The sequence below is a fragment of the Pseudonocardia sp. Ae717_Ps2 genome (genome assembly GCF_001932475.1).
Classification (GTDB): Bacteria; Actinomycetota; Actinomycetes; order Mycobacteriales; family Pseudonocardiaceae; genus Pseudonocardia.
Genome location: NZ_MCIS01000001.1, coordinates 5,354,445 through 5,377,722, shown reverse-complemented (window position 1 = coordinate 5,377,722; position 23,278 = coordinate 5,354,445). Strand labels below are relative to the sequence as shown.

Below are 23,278 nucleotides of genomic sequence, written 5' to 3'. Positions count from 1 at the left end.
TCACGCCGCGGACCTGGCCGAAAGCGGGGGGATGTCAGGAGGCGTGGATGGGCCCCTCGCGCTCGGCCAGCCGGATGCCCTCGCCGCCCCAGTGCTGGGCGATCATCTCCGCGGCGATCGACACCGCGGTCTCCTCCGGGGTGCGGGCGCCCAGATCCAGCCCGATCGGCGACGACATCTTCGCGATCTCGGCCTCGGTCACGCCCCGCTCGCGCAGGCGCTCGAGCCGGTCGTCGTGGGTGCGTCGCGAGCCCATCGCCCCGATGTAGCCGACCTCGGGCAGCCGCAGCGCCACCTCCAGCAGCGGCACGTCGAACTTCGGGTCGTGGGTGAGCACGCACAGTGCGGTGCGCTGGTCGATCCGGCCCGCGTCCGCCTCGGTCTGCAGGTAGCGGTGCGGCCACTCGACGACGACCTCGTTGGCCCCCGGGAAGCGGCTCGCGGTCGCGAACACCGGCCGGGCGTCGCAGACGGTCACCCGGAAGCCGAGGAAGCTGCCCATCCGCGCCACCGCGGCGGCGAAGTCGATCGCCCCGAACACGATCATGCGGGGCGGCGGCGCGAACGACTCGACGAAGATCTGCAGCCCCTCCCCACGACGCTCGCCGTGGACGCCGTAGGTCAGCGTCGCGTTGCGGCCGGAGTCGAGCAGGCCGCGGACGTCGTCGCGCACCGCGTCGTCGATCCGGTCCGATCCGGTGCCGCCCTCGGTCTTGTCCGGCCAGACGATCAGCCGCTTGCCGAGCAGCTCCGAGGGGCCCGCGACGACCGTGGCCACCGCGACCGGGTCCTCGTCGCGGATCGCCTCGGCGATGCGGCCGAGCTGCTCGTAGGTCTCCGGGGTCACCTTCTCAACGAAGATGTCGAGGATGCCGCCGCAGGTCAGGCCGACGGCGAACGCGTCGTCGTCCGAGACGCCGTAGCGCTGCAGGACCGGTCGTTCCTCGGACAGCACCTGCTGCCCGAGCTCGTAGACCGCGCCCTCGACGCAGCCGCCCGAGACCGAGCCGACGGCCTCGCCCGCCGGGCCGACGAGCATCGAGGCCCCCGGCTGGCGCGGTGCGGACCGGAAGGTCCCGACCACCGTCGCGAGCGCGGCCGGCTCACCCTTGCGCCACCAGCCTTCGAGCTGGTCGATCACGTCACGCATTGCGCACCACCTCGAGCAGTTTCTCCAGCGTGTCCAGGCTGTGCCCGGCCAGCAGGTCGTCCAAGTGCGGAAGGGCCGCGACTATTCCCCCCTGGACCGGGGCGTAGCCGTCCTTGCCCGCGTGCGGGTTGACCCAGACGAGCCGATGGGCCAGCCGGGACAGCTGCTCGGCCTGGGTGCCGAGCAGCTCGGTGCCACCGCGCTCCCAGCCGTCGGAGAACACGACCACGACCGCCCGGCGGGCCGCCCCGCGGCGTCCCCAGCGGTCGACGAAGGCCTGCAGCACCTCGCCCAGCCGGGTGCCGCCCGACCAGTCCGGGATGGCTCTTCCCGCGGCGCGCAGTGCGTGCTCGGGGTCGCGCAGCCGCAGCTCACGGGTGATCCGGGTGAGCCGGGTGCCCAGGGTGAACGCCTCGACCGAGCGCGGCGAACGACGGACGACGACGTGGGCGAAGCGCACGAGCGCGTCCGCGTAGGGCTCCATCGAGCCGGACACGTCGATCAGCAGCACGACCTTGCGCGGCCGGCGCGAGGTGTCGCGCCGGGCGAGCCGGAAGATCTCGCCCTGGTTGCGCAGCGCCGCGCGCAACGTGCGCTGCGGGTCGGCCTCACCGTGCCGGTTCCGTCTGCGCCGCCGCGACGCCCGGGTCGGCGGCTCCGGTCTGAGCAGGGTCATCAGCCGGCGCAGGTGCTCGCGTTCGGCGGGGGAGAGCTCCCCGACGTCGCGGTTGCGCAGGATCTCCGCACCGGTCGCGGCGGCCTTGATCTGCGGGCCGTCGGCGTCGTCGGAGTCGTCCTCCCCGCCCTCGCGGCCCGGCAGCAGTGCGGCCAGCTTCGGCGGTGCGGGCGGGCGGTCGTCGCGGTTGCTCGACGGACGGTTGCTGGTCGGCTCGAACCAGGACGGGAACGCCAGGTCGTACCGGACGATGTCGTCGGGGTCGGCGCACAGCGTCAGCCGGCCGGCCCAGTACGCCTGGTCCCGGTCGGTCACGTCCAGGGTGTCGAGCGCCTCCAGGTAGGCGGTCACCCGGTCCTGGGTGACCGGCACCCCGGCCGCGCGCAGGACCTCGGTGAACCCGACGAATCCGGTCAGCAGCTCGTCGGTGGTGCCGGTGGGCTCCGCCGCGGGCGGCCGGGGCGGGGCCGCCGGGGACGGGCTCGGGGGAACGGTCATCGCGGCCGGGTCAGGACGCCAGCAGGGTGTCGAGCTGCTTGTGGACCCGGTCGGCGTCCTCCCGGTACTTGAGGACGGCGCCGAGGGTGCGCGCCGCCGACTCCGGGTCCAGGTGCCGGGCGCCGATCAGCTGCAGCGCCCGCGCCCAGTCCAGGGTCTCCGCGACGCCCGGCGGCTTGATCAGGTCGGTGTGGCGCAGCTTCTGCACCGCCCGCGCGACCGACGCGGCGAGCCGCTCGGGCACCTCGGGCAGCCTGCTGTGCAGGATCTCGATCTCGCGTTCGATGTTCGGGTGCTCCAGCCAGAGGTAGAGGCAGCGGCGCTTGAGCGCGTCGTGCACCTCCCGGGTCCGGTTCGAGGTGAGGACGACGACCGGCGGTGTCGCGGCGCGCACCTCCCCGAGCTCCGGGATGGTCACCGCGTGCTCGGTGAGGACCTCCAGCAGGAAGGCCTCGAACTCGTCGTCGGCGCGGTCGATCTCGTCGATGAGCAGCACCGACGGGCTGGTGCGCAGCGCCTGCAGGATCGGGCGGGCCAGCAGGAAGCGCTCGTCGTAGAGACCTGCCTCCACCGTGTCGGGGTCGAACCCGTCGCGGCCGCTCGCGGCCTCCAGGGTGCGCAGGTGCAGCAGCTGACGGGGGAAGTCCCAGTCGTAGAGGGCCTGACCGGAGTCGATGCCGTCGTGGCACTGCAGACGGATGAGCGGTGCGTTCAGCGTGGCGGCCAGTGCCTGGGCCAGCGCGGTCTTACCGGTCCCCGGCTCGCCCTCGCAGAAGAGCGGACGGTTCATGCGCAGGGCGAGGAAGGCCGCCGTCGCGAGACCGTCGTCGGCGAGATAGCCGGTCGCGCGCAACGCGTCGGCGAGCTCGGCCGGGCTCCCGGGGCCGGGTGCGGTGTCGTTCACCGAACCAGCATGCAGGACGAGCGGTGAACGAGGCCACAGCAGGAGGGCCCTCCTCCCCGCGCGGGCGGGTCGAGCACCTCGCCCTGAGGACGAACGAGCGGCCCGGAAGGTTCGAGTTGCTTCCGAATCAGAAATGTTCATGACCGCGTGATAGGTCCGTGATGTGACGTCGTTGACCAGTGCGTTTAGGGAGAATCTGATAATTACACGCTTGTTACAGTGATTCCGCTCACGGGCCCCTTCGTTGACGAATTCTTTCCGCCCATTCACCTTTCTGTCGGTCGGTCCACCGGATCGGCCACCTGAACGAGCAACACATCCGGACCCGCCGCGCCGAACCACCCCCGTCCCGCGGCTGTCCGGTCCGTCGAGGAACGGAACGGGACGGGGACGAGAGAGACCACCTCCGCGGACGTCATGGACGTCGCTCCCCGGTCCCGATCGACGCACCCGCGACGACACGGCGGGCACACCTGTGCCCAGGGGACCTCCTGTGCGGAGTGTGTGTGTCCTCGGGCCGGCGCGGTGGGAGCGAAACGATGACCAAGGGACCCAAGGGCCGAAGTCTCCTGCGCATGGCTGCGGCGGGTGTCGTCGCGGTCGGTGCGACGGCTGCGATCGCCGGCACCGCCAACGCTGCCCCGGACAGCGTCTGGGACCAGCTCGCCCAGTGCGAGAGCGGCGGCAACTGGTCGATCAACACGGGCAACGGGTACCACGGCGGGCTGCAGTTCTCCCCGTCCACCTGGGCCGCCTTCGGTGGTTCGGGTTCGGCGGCCAACGCCAGCCGCGCCGAGCAGATCGCGGTCGCCGAGCGGGTGCTGGCCGCGCAGGGCTGGGGCGCCTGGCCGTCCTGCTCGAAGAAGCTGGGCATCACCGGCTACTCGGCCGACACGAGCAAGCGCGTGAAGGCGTCGGCCCCCGCCGCGTCCGCGCCGAAGAAGGCCGCCGCCCCGGCCGCCGGTGGGTACACCGTCAAGGCTGGCGACACGCTGAGCCGGATCGCGGCCGCGCACGGCACCTCGGTGGCGAAGCTGGCCGCCGCGAACGGCATCGGCAACGTGAACGTGATCAGCGTCGGTCAGGTCCTGAACCTCGGCTGATCCCGCCGACCGTCCCCGGACCGCCATCCGGGACGGACGGCACGGGGCGCGCGGTGTCCCCAGCACCCGCCCCGGCGGACGACGGCCCGGGGTCCCCTTCCCCTCGTGGGGAGGCGGACCCGGGCCGTTCCGTCGTTCCGGGGGTGCGCCGTTGTTCCGGGGCGCGCAGCCGGGCTCAGGTGGAGTTGACCCACTCGTCGGAACCGTCGGCGAACCGCTGGTGCTTCCAGACCGGCAGCAGGCGCTTCACCTCGTCGACGAGCTCGGCGCAGGCGGTGAACGCCTCCCGGCGGTGCTCGGCGGCGACGGCGCAGGCGAGGGCCACCTCGCCGATGTCGAGCGGGCCGACGCGATGGCTCACCGCGAGCGCCCGGACGCCGGGGGAGTGCGCGGCCACCTGCTCGGCGACCTCGGCGACGATCCGGGCGGCCGTCGGGTGCGCGCTGTACTCCAGCCCGTGCACCGACTTCCCGCCGTCGTGGTCGCGGACGACACCGGCGAAGGTGACGACCGCGCCGGCGGCGGCGTGCTCGACCAGGCGGGCGTGCTCCTCGACGTCGAGCGGCTCCTCGCCGACGGCCGCACGCAGGACCGTCGCGGTCCGCGTGGTCGCGGGATCGGTCATCGGTGGTCTCCTCCGTGCAGCTGGTCGACCGCGTGGTCGAGGACCCCGGCGAGCACGCCGAGGCCGTCCTTCACCCCGCCCGGGGAGCCGGGCAGGTTGACGATCAGGGTGCGGCCCGCGACCCCGGCCAGGCCACGGGAGAGCACGGCGGTGGGGACCTTCTCCTCCCCGGCGCGGCGGATCGCGTCGGCCAGGCCCGGGATCTCGTGGTCGAGCACGGCCCGGGTGACCTCGGGGGTGGCGTCGGTGGGGGAGATGCCGGTGCCCCCGGTCGTGACGACGACCGCGACGCCGTCGGCGACGGCGGCCCGCAGCGCCTGCCCGACCGGCTCCCCGTCCGGTACGACGACCGGGTCCGGGGTGTCGTAGCCGCGTTCGCGCAGCCAGGCGACGATCGGTGGCCCGCCGCGGTCGGTGTAGACGCCCGCCGCGGCGCGGTTGGAGGCGGTGACCACCCGGGCGGCGCGTGCGGCGGTCATGCCCCGCGCTCCCACGGGCCGGTCTTGCCGCCCTCCTTGCGTTCGACGCGCACGGCGTCGAGCACGGCGCCCGGGTCCACGGCCTTGATCATGTCGTGCAGGGTGAGCCCGGCGACGGCGACCGCGGTCAGGGCCTCCATCTCCACCCCGGTGCGGTCGGTGGTGCGGACCTCGGCGCGGATGGCGACCCGGCCGGCGTCGCCGTCGGTGGCCGGCGCCAGGTCCAGTGTCACCCCGCTGATCGCGATGGGGTGGCAGAGCGGCACGAGGTCCGGGGTGCGCTTGGCTCCCATGATCCCGGCGATGCGGGCGGTGGCGAGTGCGTCGCCCTTGGGGAGGCCGTCGGTCTCCAGCAGGCGCACGACCTCGGCCGTGGTGTGCACCGTCCCGGTGGCGACGGCGGCGCGGCGGCCGGGCTGCTTGTCCGACACGTCGACCATCCGGGCCGCCCCGGCGTCGTCGACGTGGCTGAGCGCGGGGTCGGGCCGGCGGTGCTCGGTGGTCACGCCCCGACAGTACGGGGGTCTCGGCGGGGTGGCCCTCGCCACTCCGCGTGCCCGAGGAGGGGCCTCCGGATGGAGCAATGGATGTGATCTGTATCACGTTTGTGGAACTGATCGAACCGTTTGCGCGAACGTTTCCGGTTCGTGATCGGGGCTTGTCATCTGCGCAAACGCGAGACCTGGCCATCGGGTGTCCGGTACGTCCGACGCCACGCCGTGTCGCCGTCGACTTTCGCGTCGCTCTGACGTGACCTACCTTCGGCCCCGGCTCGGCCGACTCCCCCATGCGGCCGGGCTCCGGTGCCGCAACGCTCCCTGTCCGGCGGTCACCGGCCCCCGAGGTATCGGTGTGGGACAGGGCCGATCGTCAGACGGATCGGTGGCCGCTCCCCCGGCTGCCGGTACGGGCACCCACTCCCCGGGTGCGGTTCGGGTGGCGTCACGCGGGAGACCTGCCATGCCTCGTTACCGTGGGAAACACCGTAAACCGAGCACCGCCGGCCGCACGATCGTCCGGACCGCCGTCGCCGGTGCCGTCCTCGGCGCCCCGATGCTGACCGTCGTGGGCACCGCGAACGCCGCCTCCGACTCCACCTGGGACTCGCTCGCGCACTGCGAGAGCACCGGGAACTGGGCCGCGAACACCGGCAACGGCTACTACGGCGGCCTGCAGTTCAGCCCGAGCACCTGGAAGGCCTACGGCGGTGGCGAGTACGCCGCGTCGGCGCACCAGGCCACTCGGGCCGAGCAGATCGCCGTCGCCGAGAAGGTCCTGGCCGCCCAGGGCTGGAACGCCTGGCCGTCCTGCTCGTCCAAGACCGGCGCATCCGGGTCCGCCACGCCGCGGACCCTGGAGACCGACGCCGGCACCCGGGCCCCGGAGCGGGTGAAGGCCAGCGCCCCCGCGGCGTCGTCCGGCGGCACCTACACGGTGAAGTCCGGCGACACCCTGGGCAAGATCGCGGCCGCGCACGGCATCGCGAACTGGAAGAACCTGCTGTCCAAGAACCCGGGCCTCGGTGCCGGGCACCTGATCACCCCCGGCCAGGTCATCAACATCTGACCCCGGCACGACGATGCCCCGGCCCCTCGCGGAGGGACCGGGGCACGGGTGTGTCGGGGCCGGTGCGGCGGCTCAGGTCCCGGCGAGGCGGCGCAGCTGCCCCGGGGTGTCGACGTCGTCGGGGACGGCGACGTCGCCGCACTCGACCAGCTCCACATCGGAGCGGCCGGCCAGGTAGTCGCGGGCGCCGGAGTCCCCGGAGGACAGTGCGACGACGCCCGACCAGTGGTCCCGGCCGATCAGGACGGGATGTCCGGGGACGCCGTCGAACGCGGCCCGCCGCAGCGACGACGGTCCCGCACCCTCGGCGACCCGGCGGATCGCCTCCGGCCCGATGCCCGGCAGGTCGACCAGGTGCACCAGCGCCGCGCCGGTGCCGGGCAGGTGGGTCAGCGACCCCAGCCCGCGCCGCAGCGACGCGCCCATGCCCTCGTCCCAGTCCTCGGCGACCACGACACCGACGTCACTGCCGTCGGTGCCCAGGCCCGCGCTGCGCAGCACGTCGGTGACGTCGTCGGCTCGGGCGCCGAGCACGACGGTGACCGGGCCGCACCCACCCGCCTGCAGCGCCTTGACCGCCCGCACCGCGAGCGGCTCGCCGTGCAGACGGACCAGCGCCTTCGGGGTGCCCATGCGGCGTCCGGCGCCGCCCGCGAGCAACAGACCGGCGACCACGGTCAGCGGTTGATCTCGGTGACCGGGTGCTCGTAGGGCACGCTGGCGACCGGGAACTCGATGTCACCGAACGGCGACATGTTTCCCTGGACGCTGCCCAGGAGCTCGGTGACCGGGTGGTCGCCGTCCTCGGAGTGCGGCCACTCCGGGTGGATCCGGTCCTGCTTCGCGGGCTTGGCGGCCATCGCGTCCTCCAGCGTCGTCGTCCGGTCCCGAGCGGGACCGCGGCAGTGTCCTGTGTCCAGTATCGCGGACGCGGGCGCGGCTGTCCGCCCCGGTGCGCCCGCGATCGTCCGACTACCCTGGCGACGATGCAGACGTCCCTGGTCGAGTGGTTGCGCGGGCAGGACGACGGGTTCCTCGCCGCGCTGCTGCGCGCACGTCCGGACCTCGCCGTCCCACCTCCCGGCGACCTCACCGTGCTCGCGACCCGCGCCTCGATCCGGGCGTCGGTGCAGCGCGCCTGCGAGGACCTCGGCACCGTGGCGCTGACCGTGCTGGACGCGCTGGTGCTGGCGACGGCGTGGCGGACCCCGGTCGACGCGACGACCCCCGGCGCCGGCCTGCGCGGCTGGCTCGGCCCCGACGTGGACGAGGCCACCGTCGCCGAGGGACTCACCGCGCTGCGCGACCGCGCGCTGGCCTGGGGCCCGGACGACGCGGTGTCGCTGGTCCCCGCGGCCGCCGACGTCGTCGGGCCGTGGCCCGCCGGGCTCGGCGCCCCCGCCACCGGTCCGGCCGCGAGCTCGGAGCTCGACACCCTGCTCGCCGGGGTGGGCGAGGACGAACGCAAGGTCCTCGACGTCCTCGCCCAGGGCCCGCCGGTCGGCCGCTCCCGCAACGCGAACGGCTCCACCGGACCGGTCGGGTCGCTCCTCGACAAGGGGCTGCTCGTGCGCCGCGACGCCGACACCGTCGAGCTGCCCCGCCAGGTCGCGCTGGCCCTGCGCGGCGACCGTCCGATGGGGCCGCTGGACCTGTCCCGGCCGGACGTCCCGCTGCGCGCCAGGGAGACCTCGGTGGTCGACGGCACCGGCGCCGGGGCCGCACTGGAGTTCCTGCGCCGCACCGACCTGCTCCTGGAGTGGCTGGCGCGGGAGTCGGTGCCGGTGCTGCGGTCGGGCGGGTTCGGCGTCCGCGAGCTCAAGCGGGCGGCGAAGGCGGCCGACACCGACGAGCCGACCGCGGCGCTGATTCTGGAGGTCCTGTACGCCGCGGACCTCGTCGGGGCGACCGAGTCGGTGACCCCGGAGTGGCTGCCGACCACCACCTGGGACGTCTGGGGCACCGGCCCGGAGGAGTCCCGCTGGGCGGTGCTGGCCCAGGCCTGGCTGGAGCTGCCGCGGCTGCCCGGGCTGGTGGGGCGCCGCGACGAGACCGGCAAGCCGATCACCGCCCTGTCCGACGGGCCGCGCCGTCCCCCCGCCGCGCGGGACCGCCGTCGCGTCCTGGACGCGCTCGCCGATCTCGCACCCGGCACCTCGGTCGGGTCACCGGAGGACCTGGCGCGGCTGCTGGCCTGGCACGCCCCGCGCCGCGGCGGCCGGCTGCGCGACGAGACGGTCGGCTGGACCGTCGCCGAGGCCACCGCGATCGGCGTGGTCGCCCTCGACGCGCTCACCACGGCCGGACGGGTGCTGCTCGACCCGGCCCTGCGCCCGGACCCGGCGCACCCCACCCGGCACCCCACCGAGCTGGCCGCCGCACTGCACGCGGCGCTGCCCGCCCCGGTGGAGGAGATCCTGCTGCAGGCCGACCTGACCGCCGTCGCACCCGGGCGGCTGTCGGCGAACCTCGCGCACGAGCTCGCGATCCTGGCCGAGGTCGAGTCCGCGGGCGGCGCCACGGTGTACCGCTTCACCGAGCGCAGCCTGCGCCGGGCACTGGACACCGGCCGTACCGCCGACGACGTCCGCGCGATCCTCGAGGCCCGCTCCCGCACCCCGGTCCCGCAGACCCTGACCTATCTGGTGGACGACGTCGCCCGCCGGCACGGCAGGCTGCGCGGCGGGGCGGTCAGCTGCTTCCTGCGCTCGGACGACGAGGTGCTCCTGTCCGAGGTGCTCGCGCACTCCGCGGCCGAGGAGTTGGGGCTGCGCCGGATCGCCCCGACCGTCATGGTCAGCTCGCTGCCGCTGGCCGAGGTGCTCGACGGGCTGCGGGCCGCCGGGTTCAGCCCGGCCGCCGAGGACGCGGGCGGTGCCGTCGTCGACCTCGGGCCGAAGGGGCGGCGCACCGAGCCGCGGCTGCGGCGCGGCACCCGCGACGCCGGCCGGGTCGTCGACCGGTCCCCGACGAACCGGGCCGAGGAGCTGGTCGAGCGACTGCGGGCGGGGGACCGCCTGGCCGGGGTGCGCGACAGCGTCGCCGGGCGGCGTGAGCTCACCGGCGCGACCGGGAACCTGGCGTCGTTGCAGGAGGCCGTGCGCGAGGGCCGGACCGTGTGGATCGGCTACGTCGACGCCCACGGGGTCGCCGGGGACCGGGTGCTCGCGCCGGTCTCGGTCGGCGGCGGCTACGTCGAGGGCCGCGACGCGCTCGACGGCGAGCTGCGCCGGATCCAGCTGCACCGCATCACCTCGATCGCCCCGGTCGACGCCGGGGCGGAGCAGCCTGCCGGGCGCGACCAGGCCCGGGGCTGAACGGGTCCCCTCGCGGGAGGGACGCGCTACCGCGACGGCGCCGGCACGGGATGTGCCGGCGCCGCCGTCGGGTACGGGTCAGCGGGCGCCGGCGGCCATCCGCTGGTGCATCGCGTGCTGCACCAGCGCGATCAGGGTCTCCTTGGTCGACTGCCGGTGCCGGGCGTCGCACACGACCATCGGGACGGCCGGGTCGATCGACATCGCCTCGCGCACGTCGTCGAGGCTGTGCTGCAGCTGCCCGTCGAAGGCGTTGACACCCACGACGTAGGGCAGTCCGCGGTCCTCGAAGAAGTCGATCGCGGCGAAGGAGTCGGCCAGGCGCCGGGTGTCGACGAGGACGACGGCGCCGATCGCGCCGCGGACCAGGTCGTCCCACATGAACCAGAACCGCTGCTGGCCGGGCGTGCCGAACAGGTAGAGCACCAGGTCGGCGTCCAGCGAGACACGACCGAAGTCCATCGCGACGGTCGTCGACCGCTTGTTGGGGGTGGCGGAGAGGTCGTCGTGCGACGCACTCGCCTCGGTCATCACCGCCTCGGTGGTCAGCGGCATGATCTCCGAGACCGACCCGACGAAGGTGGTCTTCCCGACGCCGAACCCACCGGCCACCACGATCTTGGCCGACATCGTCGCGGCACGGGCCATCCCGGCCGCGGGCTGGGGCGGCTGTGGCCTAGAGCCGACGGAGTCCACTCAACACCCTTTCCATCAGCGCGAGGTCCGGCGCGTTGCCGGGGGTGCTCGCGGTCTGGTGAACGGTCACCGTGCCGTTCGAGGCCATGTCCCCGAGCAGCACCCGGGCCACGCCCAGGGGGAGCGACAACAGCGCCGCGACCTCGGCCACCGAGCGGGTCTGCTCGAGCAGCAGGTCGGCGACGGAGCGGTGCTCCATCGGCAGCCGTTCCAGCTGGCTGCGGGCCCGGTTGCTGACCGAGACCAGGGTCTCGATGGCCAGCTCGTAGCCCGACTTGGTCCGTCCCCGCGTCCAGGCGTAGGGCCGGACGAAGGCGGCACCACCCGCGGACGGGGGCACCGGCGGCGGCGCTGCCACTGGGTCGTACGTGGGGTTCTGCCCCGTGTTCTGGGCCGGTTGCGGCGCCGGCCGGTCCGGCCGGTCACCGCCCCGCTGGGCCTCCAGCTCGGCCGGGGTGGGCGGCAGCCCGTAGGCCGCCGACCCGCCGATGGGGCCGGTCACCTCGCCCGGGTTCGGCGGCGGGACCCGGCGCGCGGGGGCGGCACCCTCCGGCTCGACGTCGTCCTCCGGACGGTTGCGCCCCCATCGGCGCTTCTTGGGCGTGCGCTTGGAGTCCAGGCTGAACCCGTTCATGACGTCGGCGAACGTCGGCTCGGGGCCGTGTCCGCCCGGGTCCTGGGTCATCGGATCTCACCCGCTCTGGTCGATCCTCGGATGGGGTGCATGACGGTAACGCGTCCTCGGGTCCGGAGTCGTGGCCTCAGGGCCCGAACGAGCCCTGCAGCTCGGCGCGCAGCTCCGGGGTGAGCAGCTGGCCGACCCGGTCGACCAGCAGCGTCATCTCGTAGCCGACGAGGCCGATGTCGCAGCTCGGCGAGGCGAGCACGGCCAGGCAGGACCCGTCGCTGATCGACATCAGCAGCACGATCCCGCGGTCCATCTCGACGACGGTCTGCACGACGCCACCGGCGTCGAAGCAGCGCGCGGCGCCCTGGGTCAGGCTGACCAGACCGGATGCGACGGCGGCGAGCTGGTCGGCCCGGTCGCGCGGCAGCCGGTCGGAGGCGGTCAGCAGCAGTCCGTCGGTCGACACCACGATGGCGTGCGCGACACCCGGGACGCGCTCCGCGAAGTTGGTGACCAGCCAGCCGAAACGGCTCTGGCTCGGCTGTGCCTGCGGTGCCCTCACTGGTTCTCCTCGGGGTCGGACGAGTTCGGTCGGTCCGCGGCGGGCTCGGGGGTGCCGGTCGCGGTGGTGTCCTGCGGGGCCCGGGGGCCCTGCCGGTCGTGCTGGTCCTGCGGGTCGTGCTGGTCCTGCGGATCGGAGTCGCCGTCGACCGTCTCGGTCGTGCCGGTGAGTGCGTTGCGACGGACACCGGAAGCGCTCTCCCGGCCCTGACGCACGCCCTGCTGGTAGCTGGCGAGACGGCCACGGACGCTCTCGGCGTCCCTCGGCTCCGCCGGAGCGGGGCTGAGCACGGTCGATCCTGCCGCACTGCCCGGGAGCAGTCGCGCCCGCGGGCGTCGCTTGGGCAGTCCGGCGGTCGTCAGCTCGTCACCGGCGGTCTCCGACTCGTCGCCGTCGGTGGCCTCGCGGGCCTGCCGCCAGACGTCGTCGTCGGGGGAGGCGAAGGCCGCCGGGGGCGCCGGGGCGTCGGCCGTGGCAGGGGCCGGGGCACCGGCCGGGGCGCCACCGTTCGGGCCGGCGGCGTCCTGCCAGCGGACCGGCACCGACCGGTTCGAGCGGAACCAGGCCGAGGCGATGTCGTCGAAGATCGGGGTGGTCTGACCCATGTCGAACCCGGTCTGGGCCCGGGCCGACTCGACCGCCCCGGGGCGCCGGAGCTGACCCCGATCGCCCTCGACGGCCACCTTCGGCGCGAACAGCTCGTCCTGCGAGGAGCCGGCGGAGGCCGCGGCGAGGCTCGCCGGACCGCCGGCCCGGCCACCCTCGCGCTTCGGCAGCGGTGCGGGCTCCTGCCGGCCCGTCGCCGGCTGGACCTGCTGACCCGGACGCGCCTGCTGCTGGACCGGCTGAGCCTGCTGGGGTGCGGGCTGCTGCGGGCCGCGGGCCGGTGCCGGGGGCGGGCCCTGGCGGCCCGGACCGCGGGTGGGCAGCGCCGGCCCGGCGCCGCGGACCGGCATGACCGGGCGGCGCGACGGCGAGGGGCGGGTCCCGTTGGTGCGGGCCGGGAGCGGTCCGCCCATCGGCGTGCGGCCGGACGTGCGGACCGTCGGGAATCCCGCGGTCTCGGGGTCGCTGCGCGTCGGGCCGGTGTCCCCGGTCCTGCCATCGCCGGTGCTGCTGTCCCCGGTGCCGCTGTCTCCGGGCCCGGTGCTCCGGGCGGCGCCGTCCTCGGCTGCGGTGTCCGCGGGGCGGGCGCCGTCGGCACCGGTTCCGGGAGTGTCCGTCGAGCCGGCGGCACCGGCGGCACCGGTGGCGTCGTCCTCGGCGAGGTCGGGCCCGGTGTGGCCCGCCTCGACCTCGGCGACCCCGGAGGTGTCGGCGTGGTCGGTGTCGCCGGACGGGGCGCTCACCTCGGTGTCGGCAGTGTCCGCGGCGCCGGCCTTGTCCTGGGCGTCACCGTCGGTGCCGGGGACGTCCGCGCGGTCGGCGGGGGCCGGGGGGAACGGCGCGATGCCGTTCGTGCGGGCCGCGACCGGGGTCTCCTGCGGGGTGGTCCCGTCGGTGGAGTCCTCGGCGGCGCCGTCGGTGTCCCGGTCGGCGACCGTGCCGGTGATCCGGTGGTCCGGGGTCCCGTCGGTGCCCGGGGCGGCACGGTCCTGATCGGCACTGTCCTGACCGGCCCCGTCCCGGTCGTCGGATCCGGCGTCGGTCGCCTCGGAGCGCTCGTCGTCGGCCGGGGCCTGCCGGTGGTCCTCGGGACCGTCGCCGATCGCCCGGTCCAGGACGACGGTGTCGTCCATGTCGCGGTCACCGCGTGCCCGGGCCGCGGTGGCCGCCGCAGCGGCGCCCACCAGCCCGAGTGCGGCCGCCGCCGACGGGGCAGCGGTGCCGCCGGAGCGGTCCGCCTCGGTGCCGGCGCGTTCGGTGCTGTCGGCCTTGTCGGTGCCGTCGGTGCTGTCGGTGCCGTCGGCCAGGGCCGCGGTCGACTCGGTGCCCTCGGTGCCGTCCTCTGTGTCGGCGAGGGCCTCGGCGCCGGGGCCGGCGTCGCCGGACGGGCGGTCGTCGGCGCCGTGCGGCGCGGGGCCGGTGCCCCGGAACGCCTCGGCGCCGCGCGGGGAGTCGCCGTCGGCGGGACCAGGGCCTGCCTCGTCGGCCGGGGTGAAGACGTCGGCCGGGGTACGCGCGTCGCGCCCCCCGTCCTGCGACGGCGCGAAGGCCGACAGACCCTGCGGGGCGGACCCGTTCAGGGTCGGGGCCGGTCCGTCGGCGGTCTGCCCACCGGCGTCGCCGGGGGCCGCGTTCTTCGTCAGCGACGACCCCGGACGGCGCGTCGGCAGGCTCGAGCCCGAGCCGTTGCGCGGCGTCGTGGACGAGGACGCACCGGCCTCGAAGGTCGGGGTCATCGGGCCGTCGGAGCCCGCGACCATCGATGGCAGCGGACCACCGCGACCGTTCCCGTTCACCGCGGTCGGGGCGGCCGACGGGGGCCCGTCGGGTGCTCCGCCACCGGTCAGCGCCGGGGCGGGCACCTGCGGGGCGTGCTGGTCGCCACCCTGGGGCGGCACGCCGCCCCAGCCGCCCGGATCGCCGTCGCGGCGCTGCTCGGGCAGCTGCGCCGAGGGCACCAGCTGCGGCGGCACGGTCACCGAGGCGCTCAGCCCACCGGAGCCGCCGCCGACGGCGGCCGAGGCGAGCCGGACGCCGACGCGGTGCCGGGCGGCCAGCCGACCGACCACGAACAGACCCATCCGCCGCGACGCCGACACGTCGACCTCGGCCGGGCCGGACAGACGCTGGTTGGCGTCGACCAGCTCGGAGTCGGTCATGCCGACGCCGCGGTCGGAGATCTCGATCAGCAGCGACTCGTCGGCGGTGCGGGTCGTCGTCATGACGACCTGCGAGTCCGGCGGCGAGAAGTTCGTCGCGTTGTCCAGCAGCTCGGCCAGCAGGTGCACGAGGTCGTTCGCGGCACGACCGGCGATCGTCGCGTTCGGCGGGGTCTGCACGACGACCCGCTGGTACTGCTCGACCTCCGACACCGCGGCCCGCAGGACGTCCACGACCTGCACCGGCGCCACGTTCCGCTTCGCCAGGTCGGTGCCCGCGAGGACCAGCAGGTTCTCGCTGTTGCGGCGCATACGGGTCGCGAGGTGGTCCAGCTGGAACAGGTTCGACAGCTGGTCCGGGTCCTGCTCGTTGCTCTCCAGCTGCTCGATCAGCTGCAGCTGGCGCTCGACCAGTGCCTGCGACCGGCGGGAGAGGTTGACGAACATCGAGTTGACGTTCTGCTGCAGCGCGGCCTGGTCGGCGGCGAGGCGGATGGCCTGGCCGTGCACGGCGTCGAAGGCCCGCGCCACCTGGCCGATCTCGTCGCGGCTGTCCAGCGGGACCGGCTCGACGAGCGCGTTCGGTGCCTGACCGGAGCGCATGCCCTGAACCGCCGCGGGCAGCTTCTGCTCCGCGACCTCGAGCGCCGAGCTGCGCAGCAGGCGCAGCGAACGGACCATCTGCCGGCCCAGCAGCAGGATGATCCCCGCGGTCAGCAGGATCGTGAGCATCAGCAGCACGGAGTTGAGGCCCGCGGTGTTGCCCGCCTGTTCGGCGGCCCTGGCCCGGCCGTCGACGAACGCCTGCTGGGCGGCCGCCGTGGACTGGTCGACCGCGGCGACCGACCGGTCGACGGCGGTGTTCCACGCGTTCGGGTCGACCGGCGGTGCGACGCCCGGCGGGACCGACAGCGCCTGGTCGCGCAGGGCGTTGCGCTCGGCGTTCGCCTGGCCCGCGGCGAAATTCCCGAAGGACTGGGCCTGCTCCGGCGTCAGCGACGACTGGAAGTCACCGGCCGCGGCCTGGAACGAGGCCTCGGCGCCGGTGGCCTGTGCGCGCTGCTGCTCCTCCAGCGTCCCCGCGGCGAGCGCGCCACCGATCACGGTGCGCTCGAGCTGCAGGGCCTCGCGGGCGCTCGCCCCGGCGGTGATCGCCGTGGTCAGACCCGCGGTGTCGGCGGTCTGCAGCCGCCCCACCAGGGCCCGGTCGAGTCCCAGCGTGCGCTGGACGACCGCGGTGTAGCGGCCGGTGAGGTCGGCGGCCGGGGTCGGGCCCTCGGCGACCTGCGACCGGATGACCGGCAGCTGGCCCAGTGTGGTGTCCGCCTGCCGGCGGGCCGTGGCCAGGTCGGGGGCCTGCTGCTCGGCGGTGTCGAGCCCTGCCGTCGTGGCCTGCAGCGCCTGGTCGGTCGTGGCCTGCGCCCGTTCGACGACGGCCCGGTCACCGAGCCGGTTGCCCGCCACGAAGCGGACCGCGGCGTCGCGCTCGTTCTGCAGCGCGCCGGTCAGCGTCTCGATCTGGCGGTGCACGTCGACCAGTCCGCTGCCGCGGCTGAGCTCCTCGGCCACGTTGGCCTGGTCGACGACGCGGATGGCGCCGATGGACAGGGCGAGGACCGTGGGGACCAGGCCGACGACCGCCAGCTTGGCGACCAGGCTCCAGTTCCGCGGGTCGAGTCGCTCCGACCACGTGCTCGGGCGTTCCGTGCTGGTCACGGTGGTCACGGCGAGATCTCCCTGTCGGTCTCCGGTCCGGGGACGGGCGGCGCGGCGGGCACGAGGTCGGGGAGCATCAGCTGGTCCGGTGCGCCTTTCGGGGTCACGACGGGACCGCTCGACCGCATCGCGACCGACACGGGGCGGCGGTTGCCGCGTCCCGGGGGAGTCGGACGGATAGGGTCGTGTCGGGTCCCGTCTGTGCGTGACGGACGGCTGCCGAGTCTAGCCCCCGGAACCCTCGTCTCCCGAGTGGCGTATGGCCGGTTGCTTCGTCGTCACGTGACGTGACACACGCCGACCGTTCGTCTCCGCTCGGCGTCCGGCGGACCCGCCACGCCCCGTTCTCCGGCCTCGAGAGGATTCGTTCCGTGACCGACGGCCCCCTGATCGTGCAGTCCGACAAGACGCTGTTGCTCGAGGTCGACCACCCCGACTCCGCGGCGGCCCGTGCGGCCATCGCGCCCTTCGCCGAGCTGGAGCGGGCACCCGAGCACGTCCACACCTACCGCGTCACCCCGTTGGCCCTGTGGAACGCGCGTGCCGCCGGGCACGACGCCGAGCAGGTCGTCGACGCGCTGGTCCGCTGGGCCCGCTACCCGGTCCCCCAGCCGCTGCTGGTCGACGTCGTCGACACGATGGGGCGCTACGGGCGGCTGCAGCTGTCCAACCACCCCGCGCACGGCCTCGTCCTCACCGCGCTGGACCGTGCCGTGCTGGAGGAGATCCTCCGGCAGAAGAAGATCAGCCCGATGCTGGGCGCCCGGGTGGACGACGACACCGTCGTGGTCCACCCGTCCGAGCGGGGGCACCTGAAGCAGGCGCTGCTCAAGGTCGGCTGGCCCGCCGAGGACCTCGCGGGCTACGTCGACGGCGAGGCCCACCCGATCGCCCTGGAGCAGGACGGCTGGACGCTGCGCGACTACCAGCGCCACGCCGTCGACGGGTTCTGGGAGGGCGGCTCGGGCGTGGTCGTGCTGCCCTGCGGCGCGGGCAAGACCCTGGTCGGTGCGGCCGCGATGGCCAAGGCCGGCGCGACCACCCTGATCCTGGTCACCAACACCGTGTCCGGGCGGCAGTGGAAGCGCGAACTCGTCGCGCGGACGTCGCTGACCGAGGAGGAGATCGGCGAGTACTCGGGCGAGAAGAAGGAGATCCGCCCGGTCACCATCGCCACCTACCAGGTCGTCACCCGCAAGACCAAGGGCGAGTACAAGCACCTGGAGCTGTTCGACTCCCGCGACTGGGGCCTGGTCGTCTACGACGAGGTGCACCTCCTGCCGGCCCCGGTCTTCCGGATGACGGCGGACCTGCAGTCCCGTCGCAGGCTCGGCCTCACCGCGACCCTGGTCCGCGAGGACGGCCGTGAGGGCGACGTGTTCTCCCTGATCGGCCCCAAGCGCTACGACGCCCCGTGGCGCGACATCGAGGCCCAGGGCTGGATCGCGCCGGCCGAGTGCATCGAGGTGCGGGTCACGCTGACCGAGGCCGAGCGCATGTCGTACGCGACGGCCGACGCCGAGGAGCGCTACCGGACGGCGTCGACGGCGGACACCAAGCTCAACGTCGTGCAGGCGATCCTGGACCGGCACAAGGGGGAGCAGACGCTGGTCATCGGGGCCTACCTGGAGCAGCTCGACGCGCTGGGGGAGAAGCTCGGCGCCCCGGTCATCCAGGGCTCCACCCGCAACCGGGAGCGCGAGAAGCTGTTCGACGCCTTCCGCCGCGGCGAGATCACGACCCTGGTCGTCTCCAAGGTCGCGAACTTCTCCATCGACCTGCCGGAGGCGACGATCGCGGTGCAGGTCAGCGGGACGTTCGGGTCCCGGCAGGAGGAGGCCCAGCGGCTCGGCCGGCTGCTGCGCCCGAAGAACGACGGTCGCCAGGCGCACTTCTACTCGGTGGTGTCCCGCGACACCGTGGACACCGACTACGCCGCGCACCGGCAGCGGTTCCTCGCCGAGCAGGGCTACGCCTACCGGATCGTCGACGCCGACGACCTCCTCGGGCCCGCCCTGCCCGACGCCGGCTGAGCACGCTCACCCGGACGCGCGACCTCCGCGCGTCGCTGATCAGGGGCACACTGAGTCGAGTCCACGACGCCGGAGGAGGGCGCATGCCGACCGCCCTCTGGGTCCTCGTCGGGGTCGCGGCGTGGCTGGTCGTGTCGGTCGTCGTCGCGCTGGTGCTCGGGCGCGTGCTGCGCATGCGGGACCGGCAGGTGCCCGAGCCGCCGCCCCGGCCGGGTCCGCCGTCCGCGGTGCCGCCGGTGCGGCGTCGTCCGGTCGAGCCGCCGCCGTGCGGCCGTCCGCAGAGGCCCCGCCCGCCCGGCTGAGCGCCGCCGTGACCCCGGGCCGGGCGGTGCCGGGCCCTGAGACAGGCGGTGCCGGGCCCTGAGACGGGGCGGTGCGGTTCCGGGTCGGTCTCCGGGCTCGTCCCGAGTCCCGGCGGGCGCCCGGGCGACACCGTGGAGCCATGGAGAACAACACGAGCACGACCGGTACCGCGTCGACCGGGACCGACGCCTTCGAGAGCGCCGAGCGCGGCACCGGGATCATCGAGAACGGCACCGAGATCAGCACCGAGAGCAACACCGAGATCACGGGGATCACCGGGTTCGACGAGCAGCCGACCGCCCGGATCGCCGCGGATCCCGACGCCGGAGGTACCGGACGCACCGAGACCGATCCGGTCACCGACCGGGTGCCGATGGTCGAGGAGAGCGCGACCCCTGCCCCCGCTCCCACCGCCGCTCCCGCCGCCTCCGGCCCCGACGCGGCCGGGCCCGGCCCGTTCGGGGACCTCGGGGCCGGCGCTCCCGGGCCGTCCGCGCACCCCGGCACGCCTGCCGGAGGCCCCTCCGGCGCCGGGCCCCGGCCCGCGACGCCCGGGATCGGCGACCGCGTCGCCGCGTTCCGGCTCCGGCGCAGCAGCACCGACCGGATGCTCGGCGGTGTCTGCGGTGGTCTCGCCGCCGACCTGGGTGTGGATCCCGCGCTGCTGCGCATCGCGGTCCTCGTCCTCACCCTGTTCACCGGCGGCGCGGCAGCGCTGGTGTACCTCGCCGTCTGGCTGATCGCGCCCGCCGCCTGAGCCAGTGCCGGGAGCTCAGTCCCTCCGTCGGCCCGCCCGGCCCGTCGTCACCCGGCCGTCGTCACCCAGCCCGTCGACACCCGGCCCGACCAGTTGGCCAGCCGTTCGGTCGGTCCCGCCTCCGGACGGTGCTCCACGACCGGCCCGAACGGCACCGGGCCGCCACGCGGCTCGGCGGGCAGGAACGCGCGGGCGGTGGCGAGCGCCGTCGTCGCCAGGTCCGGGTCGGCCTCCGGGTCCTGCCCGGTCGCGACGGCCAGGTCCCAGCCGTGCACGAGCGTCTCGTTCAGGAACACGGTCAGCGCGGTCCGCGCCGGGACCTCGCCGAACGCCAGCCGCGCGACCCGATCGAGCAGCGCCTCGCCCTCGGGGCCTGCCCAGACGGCCTTCAGCGCCGCCGCCTCGGCGACGTAGGCGGTCGCCGGGTCGTCGAGCACGTCCTCGCTGACCACCGGATGGGCCAGCGGGTCGGTCCCGGCGGCGATCGACGCCGGTCGGCGCAGCGTCGTGACCAGGTGCGCGAGCAGGGTGCGGACGTCGAAGCCGTCGCAGGGGGTGGGGTCGGCCATCCGGTCCGCGGGGACGGCCCTCGCGAGGTCGGCGACCCAGTCGAGGGCGGCCAGGTAGGCGGGACGGGGGTCGGTGGTGAGCGTCGCGTTCGTCATGGGCGTCAGCGTGCCCGCGATACCTGACATCTCCTGTCATGATTCCGTGGCACTCTCCGGGACGTGCGCGCCGACCGGCTCCTGTCCCTCGTGCTCCTGCTGCGTCACCGCGGCCGGGCGACCGCCGCCGTGCTCGCCCGCGAGCTGGAGGTCTCCGAGCGCACCGTGCTGCGCGACGTCGAGGCCCTGTCCGCCGCGGGCATCCCCGTCTACGCCGAACGCGGCAGGCACGGCGGCTTCGCGCTGCTGCCGGGCTTTACCACCGACCTCACCGGCCTGACCCCGGCGGAGGCGGTCGCGCTGCTCGGCTCCGGCGCGACGTCGACGCCCGGCGCGCTCGGGCTGGGCACGGAGTTCGCCTCGGCCATGCGCAAGATCGTCGCCGCGCTGCCGGACGCGGCCCGGGAGCAGGCCACCGACGCCGCCGGACGGGTACTCGTCCGGCGCGGTGGCTGGCTGCGCGACACCGACGACGGCGCGACCACCGACGTGCTCACCGCCGTCCAGCGCGCGGTGTTCGGCGGGGTCCGGCTCCGCATCCGCTACCGGGCCGGGACCCGGCCGGGGGCGGAGCCCGGGCCCGCCGCCGAGCGCGTCGTCGACCCGGTCGGGCTCGTCCAGGCGGCGGGGCGCTGGTACCTGCTGGCGCTGCGCGACGGGGAGGACCGCACCTACCGGGTGTCGCGGATCGAGGAGGCCGAGCCGCTGGCCGAGGCCGCGCACCGGCCCGAGGGCGTCGACCTGGAGGAGCTGTGGCTGCGCCGTCGCGAAAACTTCCGGGCGCGGCGGCCCGGGCTCCGGGTCCGGCTCGCGCTGCCCGCCGACCGCCGGGAGGCGCTGTCCGCCGTCACGGTCGAGGAGGAGCGGACCCGGGACGGGACGACCGAGGTGGTCGCCGCGTTCGGGGACCTCGCCCACGCCGGACGGGCGCTGTGGCCGCTCCTGCCGGACGTGCGGGTGCTGGACCCGCCGGAGCTGCTGACGGCGTTGCGGGAGCGGGCCCGCGCGGCCGTCGCCGCGCTGGGGTGACCGCGACCCCCGACCGCGACCCCCGACGGGCGCCCCCCGGACGCGTCGCGGGGCGGCACCGGCGAACCGGTACCGCCCCGCGGGGTGGTGCTGTGTGCCTGGTGAGGCAGGACCGATCAGAAGTCCATGCCGCCCATGCCACCGGTCGGGTCGGCGGGGGCGCCGCCGCCCTTCTCCGGCTTGTCGGCGATGACCGCCTCGGTGGTGAGGAACAGGGCCGCGATGGAGGCCGCGTTCTGCAGCGCCGAGCGGGTCACCTTGGCGGGGTCGATGATCCCGGCCTTGATGAGGTCCTTGTACTCGCCGGTGGCGGCGTCGAGGCCCTCACCGGTGGGCAGGTTGCGGACCTTCTCCGCGACGACGCCGCCCTCGAGGCCGGCGTTGACCGCGATCTGCTTGAGCGGGGCCTCCAGCGCGACCTTGACGATGTTCGCGCCGGTGGCCTCGTCACCGTCCAGGCCGAGGCCCTCGAACAGGCCGGCACCGGCCTGGATGAGCGCCACGCCGCCGCCGGCGACGATGCCCTCCTCGACGGCCGCCTTCGCGTTGCGGACGGCGTCCTCGATGCGGTGCTTGCGCTCCTTGAGCTCGACCTCGGTCGCCGCGCCGGCCTTGATGACGGCGACGCCGCCGGCCAGCTTGGCGAGGCGCTCCTGGAGCTTCTCGCGGTCGTAGTCGGAGTCGGTGCGGTCGATCTCGGCGCGGATCTGGTTGACCCGGCCGGCGATCTGGTCGGCGTCACCGGCGCCGTCGACGATGGTCGTCTCGTCCTTGGTCACGACGACCTTGCGGGCGGTGCCCAGCAGGGACAGGTCGGCGGTGTCGAGCTTGAGACCGACCTTCTCCGAGATGACCTCGCCACCGGTCAGGATGGCCATGTCGGCGAGCATCGCCTCGCGGCGGTCACCGAAGCCCGGGGCCTTGACGGCGACGGACTTGAAGGTGCCACGGATCTTGTTGACGACCAGGGTGGCCAGGGCCTCGCCCTCGACGTCCTCGGCGATGATGGCCAGCGGCTTGCCCGACTGCATGACCTTCTCCAGCAGCGGGAGCAGGTCCTTGACGGTCGAGATCTTGGAGGAGACGAGGAGGACGTACGGGTCCTCGAGCTCGACCTCCATGCGCTCGGCGTCGGTCACGAAGTAGGGCGAGATGTAGCCCTTGTCGAAGCGCATGCCCTCGGTGAGCTCGAGCCCGAGCCCGAAGGTCTGCGACTCCTCGACCGTGATGACGCCTTCCTTGCCGACCTTGTCCATCGCCTCGGCGATGAGCTCGCCGATCTGCGGGTCGGCGGCCGAGATGGAGGCCGTGGCAGCGATCTGCTCCTTGGTCTCGATCTCCTTGGCCGACTTCAGCAGCGCCTGGGAGACGGCCTCGGTGGCCTTCTCGATCCCGCGCTTGAGCGACATCGGGTTCGCGCCGGCGGCCACGTTGCGCAGGCCCTCACGGACCAGCGCCTGGGCCAGCACGGTGGCGGTGGTGGTGCCGTCACCGGCGATGTCGTCGGTCTTCTTGGCGACCTCCTTCACCAGCTCGGCGCCGATCTTCTCCCAGGAGTCCTCGAGCTCGATCTCCTTGGCGATCGACACACCATCGTTGGTGATGGTCGGCGCGCCCCACTTCTTCTCGAGCACGACGTTGCGGCCCTTCGGGCCCAGCGTCACCTTGACGGCGTCGGCGAGGGTGTTCATGCCCCGCTCGAGGCCGCGACGGGCCTCCTCGTCGAACGCGATCTGCTTCGCCATGGGGGTGTTGCCCTCCGATAGAGGTGAGTCGAGTGATCGGATGCGGTGCCCGCGACGGACG

21 protein-coding genes are annotated in these 23,278 nt (G+C 74.6%); 7 read left to right on the top strand and 14 right to left on the bottom strand.

Features of this window, described 5'->3' with window-relative positions; all coding sequences use genetic code 11:
* Window positions 1-34: 34 nt before the first annotated feature.
* The 3 genes from Ae717Ps2_RS24670 to Ae717Ps2_RS24660 are packed head-to-tail and all read right to left on the bottom strand — an operon-like array spanning window position 35 to window position 3,228.
* Entirely contained in the window at window positions 35-1,150 is a 1,116-nt protein-coding gene (locus tag Ae717Ps2_RS24670) for an XdhC/CoxI family protein (RefSeq protein ID WP_020623613.1), read from the bottom strand.
* The gene (locus Ae717Ps2_RS24665) at window positions 1,143-2,324 is read right to left on the bottom strand and encodes a VWA domain-containing protein (protein ID WP_083695329.1); all 1,182 of its coding nucleotides are present in this window, start codon (window positions 2,322-2,324) and stop codon (window positions 1,143-1,145) included. Before Ae717Ps2_RS24665 ends, Ae717Ps2_RS24670 begins: the two co-directional genes overlap by 8 nt.
* Before the next feature lie 10 nt (window positions 2,325-2,334).
* Window positions 2,335-3,228, bottom strand: coding sequence for a MoxR family ATPase (locus tag Ae717Ps2_RS24660; RefSeq protein WP_020623615.1), 894 nt, complete (start codon window positions 3,226-3,228; stop codon window positions 2,335-2,337).
* 539 nt (window positions 3,229-3,767) lie between these two features.
* On the opposite strand from Ae717Ps2_RS24660, the gene Ae717Ps2_RS24655 reads away from it, so the two are divergent.
* Window positions 3,768-4,331: a transglycosylase family protein gene (locus Ae717Ps2_RS24655; RefSeq protein WP_075309808.1), complete on the top strand. Its 564-nt coding sequence runs from the start codon at window positions 3,768-3,770 to the stop codon at window positions 4,329-4,331.
* Between the two features lie 175 nt (window positions 4,332-4,506).
* Here Ae717Ps2_RS24655 and Ae717Ps2_RS24650 read toward each other — a convergent pair whose 3' ends face one another.
* Genes Ae717Ps2_RS24650 through moaC form a run of 3 tightly spaced genes read right to left on the bottom strand, consistent with a single transcriptional unit; the run spans window position 4,507 to window position 5,941 of the window.
* The gene (locus tag Ae717Ps2_RS24650; protein ID WP_020623617.1) at window positions 4,507-4,956 is read right to left on the bottom strand and encodes a molybdenum cofactor biosynthesis protein MoaE; all 450 of its coding nucleotides are present in this window, start codon (window positions 4,954-4,956) and stop codon (window positions 4,507-4,509) included.
* Complete coding sequence (locus tag Ae717Ps2_RS24645) at window positions 4,953-5,435, bottom strand: molybdenum cofactor biosynthesis protein B (RefSeq protein ID WP_075309810.1); 483 nt, start codon at window positions 5,433-5,435, stop codon at window positions 4,953-4,955. The genes Ae717Ps2_RS24650 and Ae717Ps2_RS24645 overlap by 4 nt, the downstream gene beginning before the upstream one ends.
* The gene (moaC, locus tag Ae717Ps2_RS24640; RefSeq protein WP_075309812.1) at window positions 5,432-5,941 is read right to left on the bottom strand and encodes a cyclic pyranopterin monophosphate synthase MoaC; all 510 of its coding nucleotides are present in this window, start codon (window positions 5,939-5,941) and stop codon (window positions 5,432-5,434) included. Before moaC ends, Ae717Ps2_RS24645 begins: the two co-directional genes overlap by 4 nt.
* A 454-nt stretch (window positions 5,942-6,395) precedes the next feature.
* Here moaC and Ae717Ps2_RS24635 point away from each other — a divergent pair, with 454 nt between their 5' ends.
* A complete protein-coding gene (locus Ae717Ps2_RS24635; protein ID WP_020623620.1) occupies window positions 6,396-7,001 on the top strand; it encodes a transglycosylase family protein in 606 nt (201 codons plus the stop codon).
* Between the two features lie 72 nt (window positions 7,002-7,073).
* Here the strand turns inward: Ae717Ps2_RS24635 and Ae717Ps2_RS24630 are convergent, their stop codons facing one another.
* Entirely contained in the window at window positions 7,074-7,676 is a 603-nt protein-coding gene (locus tag Ae717Ps2_RS24630) for an NTP transferase domain-containing protein (protein WP_020623621.1), read from the bottom strand.
* Window positions 7,677-7,678: 2 nt separating this feature from the next.
* Complete coding sequence (locus Ae717Ps2_RS24625; RefSeq protein WP_020623622.1) at window positions 7,679-7,861, bottom strand: hypothetical protein; 183 nt, start codon at window positions 7,859-7,861, stop codon at window positions 7,679-7,681.
* 126 nt (window positions 7,862-7,987) lie between these two features.
* Here Ae717Ps2_RS24625 and Ae717Ps2_RS24620 point away from each other — a divergent pair, with 126 nt between their 5' ends.
* Entirely contained in the window at window positions 7,988-10,318 is a 2,331-nt protein-coding gene (locus Ae717Ps2_RS24620; RefSeq protein WP_075309814.1) for a helicase-associated domain-containing protein, read from the top strand.
* A gap of 78 nt (window positions 10,319-10,396) precedes the next feature.
* On the opposite strand, the gene Ae717Ps2_RS24615 is transcribed toward Ae717Ps2_RS24620, so the two are convergent.
* From Ae717Ps2_RS24615 to Ae717Ps2_RS24600, 4 genes are all read right to left on the bottom strand, one after another.
* A complete protein-coding gene (locus tag Ae717Ps2_RS24615; RefSeq protein WP_086002304.1) occupies window positions 10,397-10,966 on the bottom strand; it encodes an ATP/GTP-binding protein in 570 nt (189 codons plus the stop codon).
* Between the two features lie 28 nt (window positions 10,967-10,994).
* On the bottom strand, window positions 10,995-11,699 hold the full coding sequence (locus Ae717Ps2_RS24610) for a DUF742 domain-containing protein (RefSeq protein WP_198932229.1): 705 nt from the start codon (window positions 11,697-11,699) through the stop codon (window positions 10,995-10,997).
* Window positions 11,700-11,775: 76 nt separating this feature from the next.
* Window positions 11,776-12,204 carry a roadblock/LC7 domain-containing protein gene (locus Ae717Ps2_RS24605; protein WP_020623626.1) on the bottom strand — a complete coding sequence of 143 codons (429 nt, stop codon included), beginning with the start codon at window positions 12,202-12,204 and terminating at the stop codon, window positions 11,776-11,778.
* Window positions 12,201-16,694, bottom strand: a complete 4,494-nt coding sequence (locus tag Ae717Ps2_RS24600; protein WP_075333944.1) for a nitrate- and nitrite sensing domain-containing protein — start codon at window positions 16,692-16,694, stop codon at window positions 12,201-12,203. Before Ae717Ps2_RS24600 ends, Ae717Ps2_RS24605 begins: the two co-directional genes overlap by 4 nt.
* 362 nt (window positions 16,695-17,056) lie before the next feature.
* On the opposite strand from Ae717Ps2_RS24600, the gene Ae717Ps2_RS24595 reads away from it, so the two are divergent.
* From Ae717Ps2_RS24595 to Ae717Ps2_RS39320, 3 genes are all read left to right on the top strand, one after another.
* Entirely contained in the window at window positions 17,057-18,718 is a 1,662-nt protein-coding gene (locus Ae717Ps2_RS24595) for a DNA repair helicase XPB (RefSeq protein ID WP_075333943.1), read from the top strand.
* 83 nt (window positions 18,719-18,801) lie between these two features.
* The gene (locus Ae717Ps2_RS24590; protein ID WP_075309820.1) at window positions 18,802-19,020 is read left to right on the top strand and encodes a hypothetical protein; all 219 of its coding nucleotides are present in this window, start codon (window positions 18,802-18,804) and stop codon (window positions 19,018-19,020) included.
* Window positions 19,021-19,160: 140 nt separating this feature from the next.
* The gene (locus Ae717Ps2_RS39320; protein ID WP_233147673.1) at window positions 19,161-19,778 is read left to right on the top strand and encodes a PspC domain-containing protein; all 618 of its coding nucleotides are present in this window, start codon (window positions 19,161-19,163) and stop codon (window positions 19,776-19,778) included.
* Between the two features lie 47 nt (window positions 19,779-19,825).
* On the opposite strand, the gene Ae717Ps2_RS24580 is transcribed toward Ae717Ps2_RS39320, so the two are convergent.
* Window positions 19,826-20,443 carry a TIGR03086 family metal-binding protein gene (locus Ae717Ps2_RS24580; RefSeq protein WP_075309822.1) on the bottom strand — a complete coding sequence of 206 codons (618 nt, stop codon included), beginning with the start codon at window positions 20,441-20,443 and terminating at the stop codon, window positions 19,826-19,828.
* 63 nt (window positions 20,444-20,506) lie between these two features.
* Here Ae717Ps2_RS24580 and Ae717Ps2_RS24575 point away from each other — a divergent pair, with 63 nt between their 5' ends.
* Window positions 20,507-21,472 (top strand): YafY family protein, encoded by a 966-nt coding sequence (locus Ae717Ps2_RS24575; RefSeq protein WP_075309824.1) that lies wholly within the window; start codon window positions 20,507-20,509, stop codon window positions 21,470-21,472.
* Window positions 21,473-21,588: 116 nt separating this feature from the next.
* On the opposite strand, the gene groL is transcribed toward Ae717Ps2_RS24575, so the two are convergent.
* Complete coding sequence (gene groL, locus Ae717Ps2_RS24570; protein ID WP_075309826.1) at window positions 21,589-23,217, bottom strand: chaperonin GroEL; 1,629 nt, start codon at window positions 23,215-23,217, stop codon at window positions 21,589-21,591.
* Between the last annotated feature and the right edge of the window lie 61 nt (window positions 23,218-23,278).